The organism is Corynebacterium sp. NML180780 (genome assembly GCF_007786415.1).
GTDB lineage: Bacteria > Actinomycetota > Actinomycetes > Mycobacteriales > Mycobacteriaceae > Corynebacterium > Corynebacterium gottingense.
Window position 1 is genome coordinate 105,481 of the sequence record NZ_VNKN01000004.1, and the last position, 19,699, is coordinate 125,179.

Here is a 19,699-nt window from a genome sequence, read left to right on the forward strand (position 1 = left end):
CCGGCGTGACCCGGCCGGGGGCCGTTTACGTACCGCAGAAGGTACGGAACGGCCCCGGCTTTTCCGGTTGGGCCATCCACTCCTCACCCGCATCAGGGTTGTACGGGTCTGTCACTGCGGCAAGCAGGGCGAGGTAGGCTCCGAAGTCGCCGTCGCGCTCCGCAGCGTTGATTGCGTCCTGGAGCATGTGGTTGCGCGGGATATAGATAGGGCCAGGGTAGGGGGAGCCATCGGGGGCGTCGCCATACTCAAATGCGGTGCCCCCGCCAAAAATCATTCCGTGCTCCCGGTTAAAGGTGGTGATGTCGTCGGCCTGCGCCAGCGCGTCAGCGAGATCACCAATGTAGGTTTCCCACGCCGTGTCCCACCGGGTTTGCATCGTGGACAGGATTTCCTGGGCACGCTCCTGGCCGAGCTCTGGTAGCAGCGTTTCCGCCAGGCGGACCATGTTCCAGGCCAGAATACTGGGTTGGTTGCCAAATGCGTAGCGCCGCTGCGCATCGATGGAGGAGAAGGAGGCTGCGCCGTCGAAGCGCTGCGTAAACGCGCACGGCCCGTAGTCGATGGTTTCGCCGGAGAGCGCAACGTTGTCCGTATTCATGACGCCGTGGACAAAGCCGACGGACATCCAACGGCTGACCAGGTCCACCTGCTTATGGATGACCGTGTCCAGTAAGCGTTCGGGGCCATCGAACCCGGCAGCAGCGATGACATCCGCGACGAGGTCGCGCGACTTCTGCGCCGCGTACTGCAGCGACCCGACACGCAGGTGCGAGGACGCCGTGCGCACCACAATGCCCGCGGGTACCTGGCCTTGTTGGCGTACGACTTTCTCTCCGGTGCGTATCACCGCGAGCGAGCGCGTGGTGGGGATGCCGATGGCGTGCATGAACTCGCTGATCAGGTACTCGCGCAGCATCGGGCCGATGGCGCCGAGCCCGTCGGAGCCGGGGCGGGAAAACGGGGTGAGCCCCGATCCCTTGAGCTGGATTTCGCGTCCATTGGTGTCGCCGAGGAGGAGCGCGCGGCCGTCGCCAAGCACTGGCACGAACTGGCCGAACTGATGGCCGGAATACGCGGTGGCGTGCCCGCCTGCGGATCCGGCGAGCCACGCCACGCCCTCTGGGCTGCGCAACCAGTCGGGGTCGAGGCCGAGCTCGCGGGCGAGCGGCTCGTTGAGCACGATGAGCTCCGCGCCCGGAACCTGCGTGCCAGGCAGCGGCACCGCCATGTCCGGCAGCGCGTCGGCGAACGTATGGGCAAGCGTGGGTTGATGCATGGTCCCAGCCTAGACTGGGAGCCTATGAGCATCGGAGAAGTCACACTCGTCGGAGGGGGCCCGGGCGAATGGGACCTCCTGACCATCCGCGGCCTGCGCGCGCTCGAAGCCGCCGACGTGATCCTCACCGATCACCTCGGCCCCGCCAGCCAGCTTGAGGAGTTCCTGGACGTGTCGAGCAAGGAGCTTATCGACGTCTCCAAGCTCCCCTACGGCAAACAGGTCGCCCAGGAACGTACCAATGAACTGCTGGTGGAACACGCGCTGGCGGGCAAGCGCGTCGTTCGCCTGAAAGGCGGGGACCCGTACGTGTTTGGCCGCGGTTTCGAGGAGCTGCAGGTGTGCGCGGCCGCCGGGGTGCCGTGCCGAGTGGTGCCGGGCGTGACCAGCGCGATCTCAGTACCCGCAGCCGCGGGTGTGCCCGTGACCCAGCGCGGGGTGACGCACTCCTTCACGGTGGTTTCCGGGCACCTCGCGCCGTCGAACCCGAAGTCGCTGGTGGATTGGGAGGCGCTCGCGCGGGTTGGCGGGTCCATCTGCGTGATCATGGGCGTGCGCCACGTCCGCGAGATCGCCGCGGCGCTGGTGGGCGCGGGGCTTGCCGCTTCGACGCCTGCGGTGGCCGTGCAGGAAGGTGAGACCGCTTCGCAGCGCGTCGTGCGCGCAACCGCGTCGACGCTGGCTGATGCGATGGAGTCCGAGGGGATCGCCTCGCCCGCCGTGTACGTGATTGGGGAGGTCGCTGGTCTTGCGAGCGCTGGATAGCCTGATCTGGGACACAGCAGTTGCGGGTGGGGTGCCGGATACCTTGCTCGTTTGCCACGACCCGACGATGGACCTGACGCGCCAGGCCGTGGCGACGGGTGCTTGCGTGCTGTTTCTGGACCCGGACTATGCGCGCAGCCAGGCTGCGTCGGCGCTCGGCGCGGAGATCGTTGGGGACGTCCGGCTCGACGAGTTTCTCGCTCGCTTAGGCCCTGGAGCGGGTTCCGTAGTCGGGCTCGGCGAGATGCCGAAGTCCCTGGCCCGGCTCGACTACCTTGCCCGCTCCATCGCCGGCGCCGGATTCGCGGAGGCGCGCCTGGTTCTCGGGGCGAACAACAAGCACCTTTCTCGCGGCATGAACTCGGTGCTGGCAGATTCCTTCAATGACGTCCACGGATCGCGGGGGCGCGGCAAGTTCCGGTGCCTGGTGGCGTCGGGGGCGCGCGAGGTCACGTACGAGCCAGTTTCGCAGCGGGGGTTGGTAGCCATCGGCGGCGTCTTCTCCGGCGCCAAGCCGGACCGCGGCGGCGAGCTGCTGCGCTCGTGCCTGCCCGACGCGCCTGGTCGCCTGCTGGACCTCGGTTGCGGCAACGGCTCGGTGAGCAGGGGTTTCGAGGGCGCGGTCGCCACAGATTCTGACGCAGACGCGGTCCTTTCTGCCCGCGCCATCGGCCTAGAGGCCACCTGGGACGACGCCGGCTCGCAGCTGCCGGACGCGTCCTTCGACACCATTGCGCTCAACCCGCCGTTCCACGCGGGCACGACCATCGACGCCACCCTCATCCAGCACCTCCTCGACGCCGGCGCGCGCCTGCTCGCCCCCGGCGGCGATCTGTACGTGGTGCACAACTCGCACCTGCGCTACCGCGGGGAGGTGGAGCGCCGTTTCGGCGAGGTGGAGCAGGTCGCTCGCGACGCGACGTTTACTGTGCTGCGGGCTCGGTAGGGCGATTCAAGGTACCGTAACGTGGTACAACAAGCTGGAGGTGGAAAATGTCTATCAGTGCTTCGGAAGCGCGCCGAACCCTGTTCCCTCTCATTGAGAAGGTGAACCAAGACCGGGACGCGGTCGAGATCGTTTCCCGCAGCGGTAACGCGGTGCTGATGTCCGCGGAGGACTATTCCTCCTGGGTGGAGACCGCGTATCTCTTCCGCTCTCCAGCGAACGCGCGTCGGCTCTTGGAATCCAACGAACAGGCGCGTAGTGGTCAAGCCGTCGCGCATGACATCGACCTGGATGCATGAATGCAGCTCGCCTGAACGCCATACACTTGGGAGGAATACCTCTACTGGCAGCAGAAGGATCGGAAGATCCTGAAACGGGTGAATCAACTGCTCAAAGACATGATGCGTGATCCATTCGAGGGGATTGGTTAGCCGGAGCCGCTGAAATACGGTATTGCCGGAGCCTGGTCACGGCGCATCACCGAAGAGCACCGATTGGTTTACATCCTTGAAGGCGAAACGCTCATTATTCTGCAAGCTCGCTACCACTATTGATCCGCCCCTGCAGGATCCGCGGCAGCGCCTCCGCCGCGGTGGCCGGAACGACCACATCGGCCAGGTGCGAGAGGTCCGTCGGTTGCGGCGTGACCTCCACGATCGGGATCTCTCGCGCGTGCGCCATCAACGGCAGGCCCGCGGCGGGGTAGACCACGCCAGAGGTGCCGACGATCAGCAGCGCATCCGCAGTCTTCATGCGCCGCTCCGCCTCGGCCCACTCGTCCTGCGGCAGCGCTTCGCCGAACCAGACCACGCCCGGGCGCACGAGCCCGCCGCACACCGGGCACTCCGGCGGCGCGATGTGCTCGATCGGCTCCTCCGGCAGCGCGATCGGCTCCTCGTACGGGGTGTCGCAGTCGGTGCAACGGAAGGCGAATAGCGAGCCGTGTAGGTGCACGACATCCTCGCTACCTGCTCGTTCGTGCAGGTTGTCGATGTTCTGCGTCGTCACCGTCATGCCCCGCGCCGCCGCAATTGCCCGGTGCCCGGCGTTCGGCTCGGCGCGCTGCGACAGCTGAGCCCGCCAGAGGTACCAGGCGTACATCGTCTCCGGGTCGTCGTGCCATGCGCTTATCGACGCCATCGCCACCGGATCCACACGCTCCCACACCCCAGTTACCGCATCCCGGTACGTGGCGATGCCACTGTCGGCGCTCATGCCGGCGCCGGTGAAGACTTCGACGTGGTTGGCTGCTGTGAGGATCTCGTGGGCGTCGATAAGCATTTGCTCCATGGCCCTAGTCTAGGCTGTCGATGAACTCCAGAGCCTGGCCTTTGTACGTGAAGTTGGGGGTGGCGTTGACAGCGTCGCGCATCACGTCGCGGTAAAACGCCTGGTGCCGCGGATCCTCTTCGTGGAGCTCGTACGCGCGACGGGCCGTATCGGTGGGGAGCAAGCACTCGGTCGGCACCGCGTGCATGCCGAGGTGGGCGCTGCGGGCGCGGGCCTGGGCGGACTCCATGCGCGTGGTGTAGGCGTGATTCGGCTCGTAGGTGACTGCGCGAGCCAAGCCCTCGGCGGCGAGCTGCTCGTTGACGAATATCTCGCCGGCGAAGACAGCGGCAAGCTCGCGGCCGTAGCGGTCCTGGCGCTCCTCGTCGTGCTCGAGGCGCACGCGGGTGCCCGGTGGGGCGAGCTCGGTAAGGCGGTCCGTGGCCTTCTGGTAGAGGCACTCACCCCGTTCAGGAGTGTCGATGTTGAGCAGGCGGACGCGCACGGTCTCCCCGTCGCGGTCGACGTCGAGGGTGTCGCCGTCGACGATCTTGGTCACCGTCGGCTGGTCCTGTCCGGGAAACTGGCAGGCAGTCAGGACAGCGACGGCGAGGACCGTGGCGATGAGGCGGAGCGGGCGCATAGCAGTCTCGCTTACATGACGGCGGCGAAGACGATGCAGGCCACTATGGATGCCGCGAGCGCGATGCCCATCCGCCACAGGTAGCGGCGACTCCGCTCGTGCGCGGTGTTGATCTGGAGCTTGCTTGGGTTGGTGGGGAATACCGCGACCGGTGCCGGATCCTGCGGTTCGCTATAGACGCCCATGCCGCCGGCGTAGCGGAAGTGCTCGTTGCGGGTCTGCTCGTCTTGGTCTGTCGGGAGTGCTTCGACCTGCTTGCTGGCACTGACAGTAAACGCGATGGCGAGCACCACGACGCCGATGGTGAACACGATCCAGACTGCGGGGAGCAGCCAGTTGAACGGCGTGAGGCCGGCTGACGAAAGCGCGCTCAGGCACGTGCACACCGCCATGCCGAAGATGGTTTGGGAGACGAAGGTGGCCGTCTTATCGGTGAGTAGTTCGACACGTGCCGCGTTGGCCTCCGAAAACGGGACCGGGGAAGTGCTCGGTACATCCGTGGTGCGACGAACCATGGCGTGCGGCGGTACGCAGCAGGCAATAGCAACGGACACAGCCGCGCCAATCCACACCAGGGCGGTTGCGCCAAGGAAGGATTTCGGCGTGTAACCGTCCGCGTTGCCGGAGCCATCGAAGTGCACCGGGATCGGATCCGGAACGGTGTCCCATCGCAGCAATACGTACGCCAGCGTGGCGAGGTAGAAAAACGCGGTGGCCGCGTAGTAGTGGCGAGGTTGCATGGGGCGAGCGTAGCAGAGGAATCGGTGGAGGCTGACAGACGGAGCTAGCTCCGTATGTGGGGTGCGGGTTTGGAAAACCCCTGGTGGTGGGTCGGTGTGTCGGGCAGATGGCGCTAGCTCCGTTTGTGGAGAGCCGCGGCCAAAACGCCTGGCGCGGGTTGGCGGTTCAGCTAAACGGAGCTAGCTCCGTTTGCACGATGCCGCCACCAAAACGCCTGGTCGTGAGTTGATGGTTTGGCTAAATGGAGCTAGCGCCATTTGTAGACCGCCGCGGCTAAAACCACAGGTCGCGGTTCGGTGTGTCGGCTAGATGTACTGCTCGGGGACGTTGAGCAATCGTGAGAACGGCGGCTGGTTGTCGCAGGCCGTGTGCGGGCGGTGCTGGTTGTACTGGTGCAGCCAATCCGGCAGGGCGTCGCGTCGTTCTTGCTCGCTGGTGTAGCAGCGGGCGTAGGCCCACCCGTCGGCCATGGTCCGGTGGAAGCGCTCTACCTCGCCGTTGGTCTGCGGCCGGTACGGGCGCGTCCGCTTCGGGGTGATCGAGAGGGCCTCGCGGGTGTCCCGCCATAGGTGCGAGCGATAGGCGCCACCGTTGTCGGACAGCACCCGCTCCACGGCGACGCCGCGATCGGCAAACCACGCCACAGCCCGATGCAGGACCCCGACCGCGGTGACGGCGGTCTCGTCGGCGTGGAACTCGGTGTACGTGACGCGGGAGTGGTCGTCAATGACGGTGTGCACGAACGCGTACCCGAGCCTGGGGTTGTGCCCCTTGCTCTTCGGCTTACCCGGTGTCGCCGTTCGGTTGTGGTCGCCCTGGCGGCGGCCGACGTAGCGCCAGCCGCCGCCGCCGGGGATGTTCCCGAGCTTCTTCACGTTCACGTGGACCAGGGAGCCGGGGTGGGGGTGTTCGTACCGGCGGATCGGTTCGCCAGTCTCGCGGTCCACGTAGGAGAGCCGGTTCAGTCGGGCACCGGCCAAGATGCGGTGGACGGTCGAGGGCGCGATGCCGAGTCGGGCGGCGAGCTGCACGGGCCCTCACGCAGCCGTATCCGCAGGCTGACGCACCGCTTCGTCGTCGCCTTGTCCGTCTTGTTCGGTGAGGTCTTCGGTCGGGACGAGCGATCCTGCATCGACTCGCCGGCGCGATAGCGGTCGACCCACCTCTTCACGGTCGGCCAGGAGACCTGGAAGCGGGCGGCGACTTCGCTGATGGGCCAACCGTCGTCGACGACGAGCTGGGTCACCTTGAACCGATGGCGAGGTGTCAGGGTGGCGTTGGCGTGCATCACTCCTCACCTGCTGCGACGGGCGTCGTCCGCGGCGTTCGGAGTTGCCCCAGGACTGCAAGGAGGATCGTCGTGGCGAGCGGCACGAGTCCGGCGGCGATGAACAAGCTGGCAGCGGCGATGTGTCGGCTGAGGAGTCCGGTGAGTGCGATGGACAGTGGCATGAAGGCGATGGAGATGAAGAAGTCGAGGCTGGCGACTCGGCCGAGCATCTCCAGCGGTACGTGTTCCTGCAGGACCGTGCCCCAGATGACCATCCCGACTCCGATCGACGCACCGTAGACCGCGAGTCCGGCGCTGATGATCCACGGATTGTTGGTGAGCGCGGGGATGGCCAGTGGAAGGCAGCCGAGTGCCCATGCGCTGACCATTACGGGCAGGAAGTGTGAGGGGGTGGGCCATGAGCCGGCGACGAGGGAACCCACCAGACCGCCGACGCCCAGAGCTCCGAGGACGACTCCGTACACAGCCGGACCGTTGTCATGGGTCGAGCGTATGAGCGCGGGCAGGAGAACATCCAGCGGGCCGGTCACGGCCAGGCCCATGGCGGCCGCCAACAGCACGCTGGAGCGAACCCAGCGCGTGCGGGCGACGTAGCCGAACCCGTCGAGCAGATCCCGCAGCGCAGAGGTGGCCGGAGCTTCGGCGTCGGTCTCGGCTGAGCAAGGGGCAGGAAGCCGCAGGGCGGCGATCAGGGCGAGTCCGAGCGCGCCGGCGATGAGGTACCCGCCCGCGGCGGGCACGCTCGCGCCGATGACGGCACCGACGACGCCGGGGGCGAGGGTCTGTCCTACCAGCGGCCGGGTGGTCCCTTCGAGCCCGTTGACGGCCATCAGGTCGTCGCTTCCCACGAGGACGGGCACGAGCGCGGTGTAGGCCGGGAAGAAGAAGGCGGTCGAGACGCCGATGACGAACGCGGACACTGCCAGCATCCAGAAAGTGGCCGCGTCGAAGATGGCGGCGGTGGAGGTCGTCGTCGAGGCGGCGAGGTTGACAGTGAGGACGCCGACGATGATGGACTTCTTGGCGACGCGATCCGCAAGTACCCCGGCGGGCAAGGATCCTGCGAGCAGGCCGATGCCGCTCCACGCCACGACACTCGACAAAGTGGCCGCCGTGGCGCCCAGGTCGAGGGTCTGCATGGCTAAGTAGAGGGCCCAGGCGCCCTGGGCGAAGACGGTGAGCACCATCGCTGCAAACAGCGGTCGGTAGCCGGGGACGGACAAGGGGCGAAGGGGGTTCATGGCAGGTCCTTTGGGGCAAGGCTGAGGTGGGGCCAGTCAGTGAGGTCGTTGAGCATCTGCCGGTCGTGCGTGGCGACGATCGTGGCGCAGGAGGTACGCAGGAGCTCGGTGGTGATGTCGTCGACGAGGCTCGATGACAGATGGTTGGTGGGCTCGTCCAGGAGCAACAAGTCCGGGTCCACCGCCAGGCACATGGCCAGATGGAGACGGCGTTGTTGCCCTTGCGACAGGTGCCCCACGAGTGTGCGGGTTGCCGCGGGCTCAAGCAGCCCGAGTGAGCCGAGGGAGGGTGCCTGTGATCGGCGGCCCTGCGTGGCCAGGTACGTCTCGTAGACCACGTGTGCGGGGAGGGCGTCGTCCCAGTCAGGGACCTCTTGAGACAACAGGGCGACGCGCACCCTCGGGTTCACCCGCAGCTGACCTGTACTTGGGGCCAGTCGCCGACCGAGAAGCCCCAACAGTGTGGACTTCCCAGCACCGTTCGGCCCGGTGACCACCAACCGGTCTCCACCGCTGATGTCCACCGAGACCGGGGTGGTCAACTGGCCAGTCACGGTGAGCATGGAGCCGTTGACGATGTTCTGACCGGTCCGCGCTGTCGATATGGGCCATGCCAACCGCAGCGGTGGCTCTGGCACGTCGATCTGATGACGCTCCAGGTCCACGATGCGGCGGTTGAAAGCCTGGACCACCCCGGCAGCGCGCGTGGCCCGTTGGTGCTTGCCCGTTCCCTTGTCGGGTCGCCAACCGCCTTGCGACAGGCGGGAGCGTGCGTCGGCGGCGGCGCGGGTCAGTTCCTGATGCCGGGCGACCTGGGCGGCATGGTCTTGCTCCCAGGCGGCCCGTTCTCGTTGCCGCCCTTCGATCCAGCCCTCGTAACCGCCCGCGTAGGTGCGCGGAAGGCCATCGCGGGTCGGGTCGAGGTCCAGGAAGCTGGTCGCCACATCGCGCAGCAGGGCGCGGTCGTGGCTGACTAAGGCCAGGCCACCGGGGTGGTCCCGCAGGCGCTCAGTCAGGAAGGACAGCCCTGCAGCGTCCAGGTGGTTGGTGGGCTCATCCAGCAGCAACAGGTCAGGGGACGATCCGAGGGCGACCGCCAGCCGTACCCGGTACCGCTGGCCGACCGACAAGGTCGACAGGACCCGATCGCGGTCGCTACAGGCGTTCAGGCCCGCCAGGGCGATGTCAACACGGCGGTCTGCATCCCAGGCTTCCAGTCGCGTGGCCGCCTCGAGTGCGGCGGAATAGGCGTCGGCCGCGTCATCGCCCGCGGCCAGCGCCGCGGTAGCCACGTCGAGGGCCTGCAGTGCGGCTCTGGATTGGGTGGTCGCCTCGGCAATGAGGTCACCGACCGTGCGATCGCCCTCGGTGGCCATGTCCTGCTTGACCAGGACGAGGGAACCCACCCGGGTCACCACTCCCGAGTCTGGTTTCAAGATCCCCGCCAGTATATGGAGCAAGGTGGTCTTGCCCCGGCCGTTGTCGCCGACGATCGCCAGTCGCGACCCGGTGGAGACGGTGACGTCAGTCTCCCTCAGCAGCGGCCTGTCGCCGAGTGTCAGGTGGAGTGATTCAGCGCGGATGTGTGCAGCGGGCCCTTGGGATGTCCCGATCCAGGCACATGACTTTAAAGGTTCTGTGGTTGGCATTGCGTACTCTCAGCTCGTCATGGAGCCGGGCACCACGAAGCGGCCGCCCGGCAGATGGCCAGGACGGCAGACGAGAGGTCATAAGGGGTCCCGCCGCCGTCAGCGGACGGAACGCAGCTTCATCGAGGCGATTCCTGAGTACATGCGGCTGAGCATACAGAGCCCGGGCGATGCCACGCAAGTCAACTAACGTCCCCGGTCAGTACAGCCGGATGGCGCTAGCTCCGTTTGCAGGACGCCGCGACCAAAACGCCTGGTCGCGAGTCGGCGGCGCAGCCAGATGGAGCTAGCGCCATTTGCAGCGCACCGAAACACACAACCCCAAACCGATAGACGAAATAAGCGATGTCTGCTAAAAACAACAGTATGGATTCGGGGAGGAAGCAAGAGCTGGCGAACAAGCTCATGGACAGAAAGTGCGAACAAGATTGGCTCGCGTACCGCAGGTGCCCGGCTGCGTTTCGTAAGGTCTCAACGCGTTTTTTCATCAATGTGGCTGAATGGAAGCAGCTGCGCTATCACGAAAAACGATGGCTGGCGGCTTACGCGGTCGGTTGTACTGTGCCGAAAGCCGTGTTGTCCGGGCGATCGGCGGCGCGCATTCTCGGTATCTGGGTGATTGCGACGACGCCGGAACAAGTAGAGCTGGTATCGCAGCGAGGGAAGGCACCTTCTCGGAAGCAGTGGCCGTCGGGCGTGGTGTACCGGGATAGGTCGCCAGGAAATGCTGCACCTCGCAGCTTCGATCGTCTCCGCACGACGGACCTGATGACAACCGTGTTCGAGATCGCCCTGCGCCACGGCTTCGCAGAAGGGCTCGTTGCGATGGACTGGCTGCTCCGCGAGGGGAGGCCGTAGCCGGGCTGGGCCCTTTCCGCGGCATCGGGACGCTGCACCGCGTTATCGTGCACGCGGTTGATAAATCGCTGTCGCCGTACGAGTCCTATGCCCGCGCGCTCCTGGTGCAGGCGGGCTTCGGCAGTTGGCAGGTCAACGCGCGCATCGCGGTTCCCCAAAAATCTACTTCGTGGACTTGCTGCGTGGCCGCCTCGTCGTCGAGACCGTTGGGGCGCAGAAATACGACGGGACCACCTTCGCCCCGACCGACACGGCGATCCGCGAGGAACGGGAGCGCGAGAAGCACCTACAGAACGCCGGCTACCTGGTGGTGCGCGTCTCCCCCGAGCAGCTGCGTGAGAACGCCTCAGCGTTCCTCGCCACCGTCACCCGCATGCTCGAGCTCGCGGAAATGTATGTCACACAACCAGCGTGACCTGGGCGCCGTGGACCTCCGCGCTCATGCCGGCGGTGTGGGCGACGTGGGCGACGTCGTCGGGGGAGGTGACGGTGGTGTCGTGAAGCGCGAGAGCCCGGGCGAGCTCGCCCTTGTACTGCTTGTTGAAGTGGCTGACTACCTTGCGCGACCCGTCGGGCTGCACGGATTCGACGCGCACTGTGGCAGCGCCGGGAACGGGGCCGAGCTTCTGGTACGTGCCGGAGCGGAGGTCGACAACGAAGGGGAAGTCTGCGAGGACGTCGGTAATCGCGGTGCCCCAGCGCGACTTCAGCGTGGCGCCGCCGACTCGGGCGTCGCCGGAGAGCCGGTAACGGGGGATCAAATCCCCGGCACGCACGACGCCAAAGAGCGCGGAGCCCACCGCCAAGCGCTCCAGGCAGGGGGTGGGGAGGGTGGGGGCGGACAGGGCGTCGAAAAGCACGCCCGTGTAGCGGAAGATGGCAGGCATCACAGGTGCCTGGGCCAACCCCAGGTTTTCCTCCGCCTCCGCGCGCTTGGACGCGGGGATCTTCAGCTCGGCCATCATCTCCTCGACCGGGAGCGCCGCGAGGTCGCGCATCAGGACAGAGCGGATTGGGTCGAGCGCGGGAAAGGACGCGCTCATCGGCGCATCCTGGCCGCCGGGCGCCTTGGTCTCTGAAGGCGGGAGGACGATAAGCATGGCTCACAACCTTAGCGCTAGGATTGTGCGCATGATTACACGCCTCTCTCAGCTGTTCCTGCGCACCCTGCGCGAAGACCCCGCCGACGCCGAAGTCCCCAGCCACAAGCTGCTCGTTCGCGCCGGCTACATCCGCCGTGCCGCGCCGGGCGTGTATTCGTGGCTGCCGCTGGGTCTGCGCACGATGCGCAAGATCGAGGGCGTTGTGCGCGAGGAGATGGACGCGATGGGCGGCCAGGAGCTGCTTTTCCCCGCGCTGCTGCCGAAGGAGCCGTACGAGGCGACCAACCGCTGGGATGAGTACGGCGACGACCTGTTCCGCCTGAAGGACCGCAAGGGCGCGGACATGCTGCTCGGACCCACGCACGAGGAGATGTTCACCCAAACGGTCAAGGACCTGTACTCCAGCTACAAGGACTTCCCGGTCACGCTGTACCAGATCCAGACCAAGTACCGCGATGAGGCGCGTCCGCGCGCTGGCATCCTGCGCGGCCGCGAGTTCGTGATGAAGGACAGCTACTCCTTCGACATGTCGGACGAGGGCCTGGACGCGTCGTACGCGAAGCACCGCGCGACCTACCAGCGCATCTTCGGGCGCGTGGGGATCCGCTACGAAATTTGTAAGGCCACCTCTGGCGCTATGGGCGGTTCCGCGTCCGAGGAGTTCCTCGCGTACAGCGAGAACGGCGAGGACACGTTCGTCGTTTCCTCCGAGGGCGACTACGCCGCAAACGTGGAGGCCGTCATCACGGTCCCGCCGGCCGCGACCCCGATCGAGGGCCAGCCGGAGGCGAAGGAGTACGACACCCCGGCCGCCGAGACCATCGACGCGCTCGTCGACTGGGCCAACAAGGAGCAGGTGCTTATCGACGGCGCGCCCACCCAAGCTTCTGACACCCTCAAGTGCATGATGATCAAGGTGGATGACCCACGCGCGGTGGACGAGGACGGCAACAAGGTCGGCCCGCAGCTCACCGGCGTCCTCCTGCCCGGTGACCGCGAACTGGACGAGAAGCGCCTGGAGGCAGCCCTCGAGCCGGCTACCTTCGAGCTGGCCAGCGACGAAGACTTCAAGAACTCCGATTTCCTGGTCAAGGGCTACGTCGGCCCGCGCGCGCTGCAGGCCAACGGGGTGCGCGTGCTCGCGGACCCGCGCGTGGTCGAGGGGTCCAGCTGGATCACCGGCGCGGACGCCTCGCAGAAGCACGTGGTGGGCCTGGTCGCCGGCCGCGACTTCACCGTCGACGCCTTCGTCGAGGCCGCCGAGGTCCGCGAGGGCGACCCGGCGCCGGAGGGCAACGGCACCGTGCGGCTGGCGCGCGGCATCGAGCTGGGCCACATCTTCCAGCTGGGCCGCAAGTACACCGAGGCCATGGACGTCCAGATCCTGGACGAGAACGGCAAGCGCGCCGTGCCGACCATGGGCTCCTACGGCATCGGCGTGTCCCGCATGATGGCGGTCGTGGCCGAACAGCGCCACGACGACAAGGGCTTGGTCTGGCCGGTCGCGATCGCGCCGTACCAGGTACACGTGGCAGTGGCCAACAAGGATAAGGCCGCGCTCGAGGCCGGCGATCAGATCGCCGCGGAGCTCTCGGACGCGGGCCTCGAGGTGCTTTTCGACGATCGCCCCAAGGTCTCCCCGGGCGTGAAGTTCAAGGACGCCGAGCTCCTGGGCATGCCGTTCATCGTGATCCTGGGCCGCGCGTTCGCCGACGGCAACGTGGAGCTGCGCATCCGCGGCGGCGAAACCCTCGAGGTGCCGGCCGGCGAGATCGTGGCGAAGGTCCGCGAGCTGGTCGCGGAGCAGCTGGCGCAGTAGCGCCCTCCGGGCGTGGCTGCCCCGCGGGCGCCGCGCGCCTGCGGCTACGCCTCCTGCGCCTCCGCGGCGAGCTGAATAGCCAGGCGGCGGAACTGGGGGCTCTCGGCGTTGGCGGCGGTGGCGCGCCACTGGTCAGTAAGCGCCTGCTGCTGGGTCTGCGTGTAGGCGCCGGCGGAGGCGACGTCGGCAGGCGCCGGGACGCCCTCGAATGCGTAGCCCGGGGCGGCCTCCGGGACGTCGCCGCTGGGCTCGAGCGCGGTGACGAGGGCGCGCACACGCTCGTCGGAGGCGTCGCGCAGCGCCTCGAGGCGCTGGTCAAGCGCGTCGTCCGCGTACGCAGTGGCCATGGAAAAGCCGTACTGCGCCGCGTACTCCCGGCGCAGCATCTCGCGGGCTGCGTCCAGGTCAGCCTCGTTGGTGATCTCGGAGTCCGCGCCGTCTGCGCTGTCTGCGTCTGCAGGGGGCTCCGTTCCAGCTGCCACGCGCAGATCAATCGCCTGGGCGGTCACCAGCGCGACGGATTCCTCCGGCACGTCCGCGGCGGCCTCCGTAAGCGCGTCCGCCGCGTGGTCGGCCGCGGACACCTCGTCGGGGTTGCCCGCCGACTCGCCGGGCGTGCGTTCCACCTTGCAGGTGCTCGGCAACTCGCCGGACTCGGTGGTGCCGCAGAGGCGCTCAACCTCGTCGAACAGTTGCTGTGCCTGCATGGCGCGAGTGTGGGCGAGCGGGGCGTCGCCAAGCGCCTGCTCATCGGCGATTGCCTGCTGGGCGAGCGCGACGAGGTCGGCGTTGGGGCGCGGCCCGACCACATCGAGTGCGTCGCAGGATGCGAGCGAAAGCGCGACGGGGGCGGACATTGCGAGGGCGACGAGTTTCTTCACCCGCAAAACCGTACACGATAGGGTGGGGGCCATGGCTTTTCCTACACCCGAGCAGCTCGAGGACATTGTCGCCCCGATCGCGCGCAATCACGACCTGGACGTTGAGCAGATCCGCGCCGTGCGCGCCGGCAAGAAATCTCAGGTGGTCATCGCCCTCGACGGCGACGAGCACCCCACCTTGGACGAGCTGGAGGTCGTCTCCAACGAGCTCAGCGAGCTTTTCGACGCCCACGAGTCCGCCGGAGACCTCAACTTCGGCGCCGGCTACACCCTGGAAGTGACCACGCCCGGGGTGGACATGCCGCTGACCGCGCCGCGGCACTGGCGCCGGAACCGTGGCCGCGCCGTCGCCCTGCTGGACGCCGACGGAAAGAAGGAGACGTGGCGCATCGGTGCGCTCAACGATGCTGAGGATCGTGTCGTGCTCATCGAGCGCGGCGCCAAGCAGCCGCGCGTGGAAACCCGCCTGGTTTCCGAAATGCCGAAGGCAGTGGTAGAAATTGAGTTCAAAGCGCCGCCGGCTGCCGAGCAGGAGCTGGTCGACGCTGCGTACGAAGAAGCAGGAGACGAGTAAGCTCCGGGGCTCACCCGGCTTACCTGGAAGGAATAACAAGTGAATATTGACTTGAACGCGCTCAAAGTGATTGAGGACAAGCAGGGCATCGCTGTCGATGACCTGCTCACCACCATCGCGAGCGCGCTTTTGTTTGCGTACCTGGATTACCGCGACGGGAAGCCGGACGAAAACACCAAGTCTCGCGTGGACATCGACCCGGACACCGGCGATGTGCACGTCATGGTCAGCGAGCTGGACGAGGACGGCGAGGTCGTCTCCGAGTACGACAGCACGCCGGTCAACTTCTCCCGTATTGGTGCCCCCGCGGTGCGCGACGCCATCAAGCGCCGCCTGCGCGAAGCGGAGGCAGGGCGTGTCTACACCGCCTACTCTGAGTTCGAGGGCCACGTCGTCTCCGGCGTGGTGCAGCGCGACGCCAACGCGGAGGCGCGCGGCCTGACCATCGTCCAGCTGGGCACCGAGGCGGATCCGCAGGACGGCATCCTCCTGCCCGCTGAGCAGATCCCGGGAGAGCGCCTCACCCACGGCGACCGCGTCAAGGCGTATGTGGTGGGAGTGAACAAGGGTGAGCGCAATGTGCAGGTCAACCTGTCGCGCACGCACCCGGAGTTGGTGCGCGGCCTGTTCGCGCTCGAGGTGCCCGAGGTTGAGGACGGTTCCGTGGAGATCATCGCGATCGCTCGCGAGGCCGGCCACCGCTCCAAGGTCGCGGTGCGCGCCACCGTCAAGGGCGTCAACGCAAAGGGTGCCTGCATCGGCCCGCGCGGCGCGCGTGTGTCCAACATCATGAAGGAGCTGGGCGGGGAGAAGATCGACATCATCGACTACTCCGAGAACCCGGCCACCTACGTGGGCAACTCGCTGGCGCCGTCCAAGGTGGTCAAGGTGGACATCCTGGACCGCGACGCGCAGATGGCCCGGGTGACCGTGCCGGACTACCAGCTGTCGCTGGCCATCGGCAAGGAAGGGCAGAACGCCCGTCTGGCAGCGCGACTCACGGGGTGGAAGATTGACATCCACTCCGACGCCGACGCGGACACCGATACGGACGCAGCCGCGGAGTAGCGGGGGCGTAGCTGGGGAGCGCGTGAGCGTCGACAAGCAATGCCCCGGGGCCGGCAGGAACCCTGCTGACCGCCGTAAGTATTGTTTAGCGCCGCAATGGCGTAGGCTAGGACGCGGCTTATTTCCCGTGCGTCGAGACGTGTCGCGTTCCCGGTCGCAGTAGTTGGGTGTGGGCAGGACTGTACGTCGAGCAACAGGAAGGGTTGTGGATGAGCGTTACGCGCAAGCGTCCCATCCGTACTCGTACCTGCATTGCTACCCGCGACGTGCTGCCCGACACCGAGCTACTGCGACTCGTTCAGGACCCCGATGCGCCCGGCCGGATCCTCGCCGACCCGCGCCGGTCATTGCCCGGCAGGGGAGCGTGGATCACGCCGACGCGGGAAGCAGTCGAGCTGGCGGAGCAACGCCGTGCCTTCGGTAGGGCGTTCCGTCTGTCCGCTCCGGCGGACCTAGGTCATGTACACACGTACCTCGCCAATCTGGCGAACGACCCAACGCAAGTAAGGAAGACCGAACACTGATGAGTACACAACCGTGAAGCAGCATCAGCGATGAAAGTCAATGACCACGTCTAGGGGTCGGTAGCCGCACGAGCCACGGGTTCGGCGGGCACCGTCTCCTAGCACAACAACAAGGAGACACGTGCCCGGAAAGTTACGCGTACACGAGCTTGCCAAGAAGCTTGGCGTTACTAGCAAGGAACTGCTCGCCACGTTGAAGGAACAAGGCGAGTTTGTAAAGACCGCTTCGTCGACCATTGAGTCGCCAGTGGTGAAGAAGATGACGGCCTACTACCAGGAGAAGGAATCCGGTGGGAAGGCCGAGGGCGACAGCGGTGCGAAGGCCGCTCCGAAGCCCGGTGCCCCCAAGCCGGGGGCCGCGAAGCCTGCCGCAAAGAAGCCTGGTGCCCCGAAGCCGGGTGCGCCGAAAAAGCCGGGCCAGGGCGCTCCGGCTGCGCAGGGCGGTGCCCCGAAGCCGGGGGCCGCGAAGCCTGCGGCGAACAAGCCTGGTGCCCCGAAGCCGGGTGCGCCGAAGCCTGCGGCGAAGAAGCCGGGCCAGGGCGCTGCGGCTGCGCAGGGTGGCACCCCGAAGCCGGGCGCTCCCAAGCCTGGTGCACCGAAGCCTGCGGCGAACAAGCCTGGCGCCCCGAAGCCTGGCGCGCCGAAGCCTGCGGCGAAGAAGCCAGGCCAGGGCGCTGCGCCGACGCCGGGCTCGATGCCGCGACCGGTGGCAAAGCCGGGCGGTCGTCCGAAGGTGGCGAACAACCCGTTCTCGTCCAACACCTCCGCTCCGCGCCCGGCGCCGCGCCCCGGTGGCGGCCGTGGCGGCCAGGGCCAGGGCAACCAAGGTGGTGGCCGTGGTCGCGGCCAGGGCGGACAGCGCCCGGGGCAGGGTGGCCAGGGCCAGGGCGGTCAGCGCCAGGGCGGAAATCGTGCTGGTGGCGGCCGTCGTCCGTCGCCCGCTGATATGGCTGCAGCTCCGTCGCCGAAGCAGATGCCGGCGAAGGCTGCCGGTACCCGCGGTGGACGCGGCAACGGTGGCGGCGGTCGCGGGCGCGGTGGTGGCCCGGGCGGCCCGAACCGTGGCGGCGGCGGTGGCTTCCGCGGACGCGGCGGTCGTCGCGGTGGTACCGCGGGTGCATTCGGGCGTCCGGGTGGCGCACCGGGGCGTCGTCGCAAGTCCAAGGGCCAGAAGAGGGCCGAATACGAGGAGATGCACAAGCCGAACGTCATCGGTGGCGTTCGTCTCCCGGACGGCGACGGCAAGACCGTGCGCCTGCGCCAGGGCGCAACCCTGTCCGACTTTGCGGAGAAGATCAACGCGGAGGCGTCGGCACTCGTGCAGGCGCTGTTCAACCTCGGTGAGATGGTCACGGCGACCCAGTCGGTGCCGGAGGAGACCCTCCAGCTCCTGGGCGCGGAGATCAACTACGAGGTGAAGATCGTCTCGCCTGAGGACGAGGACCGCGAGCTGCTCGAGTCCTTCGACCTGCAGTTCGGCGAGGACGAAGGCGACGACGAGGATCTCCAGCAGCGTCCTCCGGTCGTGTCCGTGATGGGCCACGTCGACCACGGTAAGACTCGCTTGCTGGACTCGATCCGCAAGGCGAACGTGGGCCGCGGCGAGGCCGGCGGCATCACCCAGGGCATCGGCGCGTACCAGACCGAGGTCACCCTCGAGGACGAGCCGCGCAAGATCACGTTCCTGGATACCCCTGGTCACGAGGCGTTTACCGCCATGCGTGCCCGCGGTGCGAAGTCGACCGACTTGGCCATCCTGGTCGTCGCTGCGGATGACGGCGTCATGCCGCAGACCGTTGAGGCGATCAACCACGCCAAGGCGGCGGACCTGCCCATCGTGGTTGCCGTGAACAAGGTGGATAAGCCGGAGGCACAGCCGGATAAGATCCGTGGCCAGCTCACCGAGTACGGCCTCATCCCCGAGGAGTACGGCGGCGACACCATGTTCATCGACATCTCTGCGAAGCAGGGCACGGGTATCGACGACCTCCTGGAGGCCGTCCTGCTCACCGCCGACGCTGCGCTGGAGCTGACCGCGAACCCGGACATGGACGCGCAGGGCGTAGCCATCGAGTCCCACCTGGACCGCGGACGCGGCCCGGTGTCCACCGTGATCGTGCAGCGCGGTACGTTGCGCGTCGGCGACTCCATCGTCGTCGGCGGCAACTTCGGCCGCGTGCGCCGCATGGTCGACGAGTGGGGCAACGACGTGCAGGAAGCCGAGCCGTCCCGTCCGGTGCAGGTGCAGGGTCTCAACGGCGTTCCCGGCCCGGGCGACAACCTGCTCGTGGTGGAGGACGACCGCGTGGCGCGCCAGATTGCGGCGCAGCGCGACGCCCGCCACCGCGCAGCGATGCAGGCGCGCACGAAGAAGCGTGTCTCCCTGGAGAACCTGGACCAGGCGCTCAAGGAGACGAGCCAGCTCAACCTCATCCTCAAGGGCGACAACGCCGGTTCAGTGGAAGCCCTGGAGGAGGCGTTGCTCAAGATCGAGGTGGACGACGAGGTCGAGGTGAACATCATCGACCGCGGTGTTGGTGCCGTCACCCAGACCAACGTGGTCCTGGCTGCCGCTTCCGACGCGGTCATCGTCGCCTTCAACGTTCGCGCTGAGGGCAAGGCGACCGAGGAGGCCAACAACGAGGGCGTGGAGATCCGCTACTACTCGGTGATTTACGAGGTCATCGACCAGGTGGAGGCCGCACTCAAGGGCATGCTCAAGCCGATCTACGAGGAGCGCGAGGTTGGTGCCGCGGAGATCCGCCAGATCTTCAAGGCATCCTCCGTCGGCCTCATCGCCGGCTGCATGGTCACCGAGGGCCACGTCAAGCGCGGCGCGAAGCTGCGCCTCGTGCGCGACGGCAACGTCATCACCCCGGATGCAACGATCGAGTCGCTGCGTCGCGAGAAGGACGACGTCACCGAGGTGGCCAAGGGCTACGAATGCGGTATGGTCCTGTCCTACCCGGACATCCAGGTGGACGACCAGATCCAGGTCTACGAGATGGTCGAGGTTCCCCGCGACTAGCGCACAACGCGCAGAAAGAG

At 67.0% G+C, this 19,699-nt stretch carries 18 protein-coding genes and 2 pseudogenes; 11 read left to right on the forward strand and 9 right to left on the reverse strand.

Features of this window, described 5'->3' with window-relative positions:
- Positions 1-25 precede the first annotated feature (25 nt).
- Entirely contained in the window at positions 26-1,279 is a 1,254-nt protein-coding gene (locus tag FPP74_RS03570) for a protein adenylyltransferase SelO family protein (RefSeq protein WP_144717175.1), read from the reverse strand.
- 24 nt (positions 1,280-1,303) lie between these two features.
- Here FPP74_RS03570 and cobA point away from each other — a divergent pair, with 24 nt between their 5' ends.
- The 4 genes and pseudogenes from cobA to FPP74_RS03590 all read left to right on the forward strand — a co-directional run.
- On the forward strand, positions 1,304-2,044 hold the full coding sequence (gene cobA, locus FPP74_RS03575; RefSeq protein ID WP_144717176.1) for a uroporphyrinogen-III C-methyltransferase: 741 nt from the start codon (positions 1,304-1,306) through the stop codon (positions 2,042-2,044).
- Positions 2,028-2,990: a class I SAM-dependent methyltransferase gene (locus tag FPP74_RS03580; protein ID WP_144717177.1), complete on the forward strand. Its 963-nt coding sequence runs from the start codon at positions 2,028-2,030 to the stop codon at positions 2,988-2,990. The genes cobA and FPP74_RS03580 overlap by 17 nt, the downstream gene beginning before the upstream one ends.
- A gap of 47 nt (positions 2,991-3,037) precedes the next feature.
- Positions 3,038-3,289, forward strand: coding sequence for a type II toxin-antitoxin system Phd/YefM family antitoxin (locus FPP74_RS03585; protein ID WP_095553987.1), 252 nt, complete (start codon positions 3,038-3,040; stop codon positions 3,287-3,289).
- A 27-nt stretch (positions 3,290-3,316) separates the two neighbouring features.
- Positions 3,317-3,544, forward strand: a pseudogene (locus FPP74_RS03590) (Txe/YoeB family addiction module toxin); the annotation flags it as partial.
- Here the strand turns inward: FPP74_RS03590 and FPP74_RS03595 are convergent.
- The 6 genes and pseudogenes from FPP74_RS03595 to FPP74_RS03620 all read right to left on the reverse strand — a co-directional run bounded on the left by FPP74_RS03595 (position 3,516) and on the right by FPP74_RS03620 (position 9,824).
- The gene (locus FPP74_RS03595; protein WP_095553988.1) at positions 3,516-4,280 is read right to left on the reverse strand and encodes an NAD-dependent deacylase; all 765 of its coding nucleotides are present in this window, start codon (positions 4,278-4,280) and stop codon (positions 3,516-3,518) included. The pseudogene FPP74_RS03590 and the gene FPP74_RS03595 sit on opposite strands and share 29 nt — an antisense overlap.
- A gap of 4 nt (positions 4,281-4,284) precedes the next feature.
- A complete protein-coding gene (locus FPP74_RS03600) occupies positions 4,285-4,902 on the reverse strand; it encodes a thermonuclease family protein (protein ID WP_095545880.1) in 618 nt (205 codons plus the stop codon).
- A gap of 11 nt (positions 4,903-4,913) precedes the next feature.
- On the reverse strand, positions 4,914-5,642 hold the full coding sequence (locus tag FPP74_RS03605; protein ID WP_095545879.1) for a DUF1648 domain-containing protein: 729 nt from the start codon (positions 5,640-5,642) through the stop codon (positions 4,914-4,916).
- A 306-nt stretch (positions 5,643-5,948) separates the two neighbouring features.
- Positions 5,949-6,934 (reverse strand): annotated as a pseudogene (locus tag FPP74_RS03610) (IS481 family transposase).
- Complete coding sequence (locus tag FPP74_RS03615) at positions 6,931-8,175, reverse strand: MFS transporter (RefSeq protein ID WP_095545878.1); 1,245 nt, start codon at positions 8,173-8,175, stop codon at positions 6,931-6,933. The pseudogene FPP74_RS03610 and the gene FPP74_RS03615 overlap by 4 nt, the downstream one beginning before the upstream one ends.
- Entirely contained in the window at positions 8,172-9,824 is a 1,653-nt protein-coding gene (locus FPP74_RS03620; RefSeq protein ID WP_095545877.1) for an ATP-binding cassette domain-containing protein, read from the reverse strand. The genes FPP74_RS03615 and FPP74_RS03620 overlap by 4 nt, the downstream gene beginning before the upstream one ends.
- A gap of 345 nt (positions 9,825-10,169) precedes the next feature.
- Here FPP74_RS03620 and FPP74_RS03625 point away from each other — a divergent pair, with 345 nt between their 5' ends.
- Both FPP74_RS03625 and FPP74_RS03630 read left to right on the forward strand, forming a co-directional pair.
- Positions 10,170-10,682 (forward strand): hypothetical protein, encoded by a 513-nt coding sequence (locus FPP74_RS03625; RefSeq protein ID WP_095545876.1) that lies wholly within the window; start codon positions 10,170-10,172, stop codon positions 10,680-10,682.
- Between the two features lie 124 nt (positions 10,683-10,806).
- Positions 10,807-11,097, forward strand: a complete 291-nt coding sequence (locus FPP74_RS03630) for a hypothetical protein (RefSeq protein WP_158221663.1) — start codon at positions 10,807-10,809, stop codon at positions 11,095-11,097.
- On the opposite strand, the gene FPP74_RS03635 is transcribed toward FPP74_RS03630, so the two are convergent.
- On the reverse strand, positions 11,081-11,782 hold the full coding sequence (locus tag FPP74_RS03635; protein ID WP_144717178.1) for a peroxide stress protein YaaA: 702 nt from the start codon (positions 11,780-11,782) through the stop codon (positions 11,081-11,083). The genes FPP74_RS03630 and FPP74_RS03635 overlap by 17 nt on opposite strands.
- A gap of 31 nt (positions 11,783-11,813) precedes the next feature.
- Between FPP74_RS03635 and FPP74_RS03640 the strand changes: the two genes are divergently transcribed.
- A complete protein-coding gene (locus tag FPP74_RS03640) occupies positions 11,814-13,604 on the forward strand; it encodes a proline--tRNA ligase (protein ID WP_095554303.1) in 1,791 nt (596 codons plus the stop codon).
- Between the two features lie 44 nt (positions 13,605-13,648).
- Here FPP74_RS03640 and FPP74_RS03645 read toward each other — a convergent pair whose 3' ends face one another.
- The gene (locus FPP74_RS03645; protein WP_144717179.1) at positions 13,649-14,485 is read right to left on the reverse strand and encodes a hypothetical protein; all 837 of its coding nucleotides are present in this window, start codon (positions 14,483-14,485) and stop codon (positions 13,649-13,651) included.
- Positions 14,486-14,516: 31 nt separating this feature from the next.
- On the opposite strand from FPP74_RS03645, the gene rimP reads away from it, so the two are divergent.
- The 4 genes from rimP (at position 14,517) to infB (ending at position 19,679) form a co-directional block, all read left to right on the forward strand.
- Positions 14,517-15,059, forward strand: a complete 543-nt coding sequence (gene rimP, locus FPP74_RS03650; RefSeq protein WP_095555199.1) for a ribosome maturation factor RimP — start codon at positions 14,517-14,519, stop codon at positions 15,057-15,059.
- Positions 15,060-15,098: 39 nt separating this feature from the next.
- Positions 15,099-16,127 (forward strand): transcription termination factor NusA, encoded by a 1,029-nt coding sequence (gene nusA, locus FPP74_RS03655; RefSeq protein ID WP_095554300.1) that lies wholly within the window; start codon positions 15,099-15,101, stop codon positions 16,125-16,127.
- 209 nt (positions 16,128-16,336) lie between these two features.
- Entirely contained in the window at positions 16,337-16,651 is a 315-nt protein-coding gene (locus FPP74_RS03660; protein WP_095534785.1) for a YlxR family protein, read from the forward strand.
- Between the two features lie 121 nt (positions 16,652-16,772).
- Complete coding sequence (gene infB / locus FPP74_RS03665) at positions 16,773-19,679, forward strand: translation initiation factor IF-2 (protein WP_095545869.1); 2,907 nt, start codon at positions 16,773-16,775, stop codon at positions 19,677-19,679.
- Positions 19,680-19,699 lie beyond the last annotated feature (20 nt).

What these genes read in the sequence shown, in the direction of transcription:
- FPP74_RS03640 (WP_095554303.1), top strand. Translation starts at nt 11,814, where the DNA reads ATGATTACACGCCTCTCTCAGCTGTTCCTGCGCACCCTGCGCGAAGAC.
- rimP (WP_095555199.1), top strand. Translation starts at nt 14,517, where the DNA reads ATGGCTTTTCCTACACCCGAGCAGCTCGAGGACATTGTCGCCCCGATC.
- FPP74_RS03570 (WP_144717175.1), bottom strand. Translation starts at nt 1,279, where the DNA reads ATGCATCAACCCACGCTTGCCCATACGTTCGCCGACGCGCTGCCGGAC.
- FPP74_RS03585 (WP_095553987.1), top strand. Translation starts at nt 3,038, where the DNA reads ATGTCTATCAGTGCTTCGGAAGCGCGCCGAACCCTGTTCCCTCTCATT.
- FPP74_RS03615 (WP_095545878.1), bottom strand. Translation starts at nt 8,175, where the DNA reads ATGAACCCCCTTCGCCCCTTGTCCGTCCCCGGCTACCGACCGCTGTTT.
- FPP74_RS03625 (WP_095545876.1), top strand. Translation starts at nt 10,170, where the DNA reads ATGTCTGCTAAAAACAACAGTATGGATTCGGGGAGGAAGCAAGAGCTG.
- cobA (WP_144717176.1), top strand. Translation starts at nt 1,304, where the DNA reads ATGAGCATCGGAGAAGTCACACTCGTCGGAGGGGGCCCGGGCGAATGG.
- FPP74_RS03605 (WP_095545879.1), bottom strand. Translation starts at nt 5,642, where the DNA reads ATGCAACCTCGCCACTACTACGCGGCCACCGCGTTTTTCTACCTCGCC.
- FPP74_RS03595 (WP_095553988.1), bottom strand. Translation starts at nt 4,280, where the DNA reads ATGGAGCAAATGCTTATCGACGCCCACGAGATCCTCACAGCAGCCAAC.
- FPP74_RS03600 (WP_095545880.1), bottom strand. Translation starts at nt 4,902, where the DNA reads ATGCGCCCGCTCCGCCTCATCGCCACGGTCCTCGCCGTCGCTGTCCTG.
- FPP74_RS03620 (WP_095545877.1), bottom strand. Translation starts at nt 9,824, where the DNA reads ATGCCAACCACAGAACCTTTAAAGTCATGTGCCTGGATCGGGACATCC.
- FPP74_RS03635 (WP_144717178.1), bottom strand. Translation starts at nt 11,782, where the DNA reads ATGCTTATCGTCCTCCCGCCTTCAGAGACCAAGGCGCCCGGCGGCCAG.
- FPP74_RS03660 (WP_095534785.1), top strand. Translation starts at nt 16,337, where the DNA reads ATGAGCGTTACGCGCAAGCGTCCCATCCGTACTCGTACCTGCATTGCT.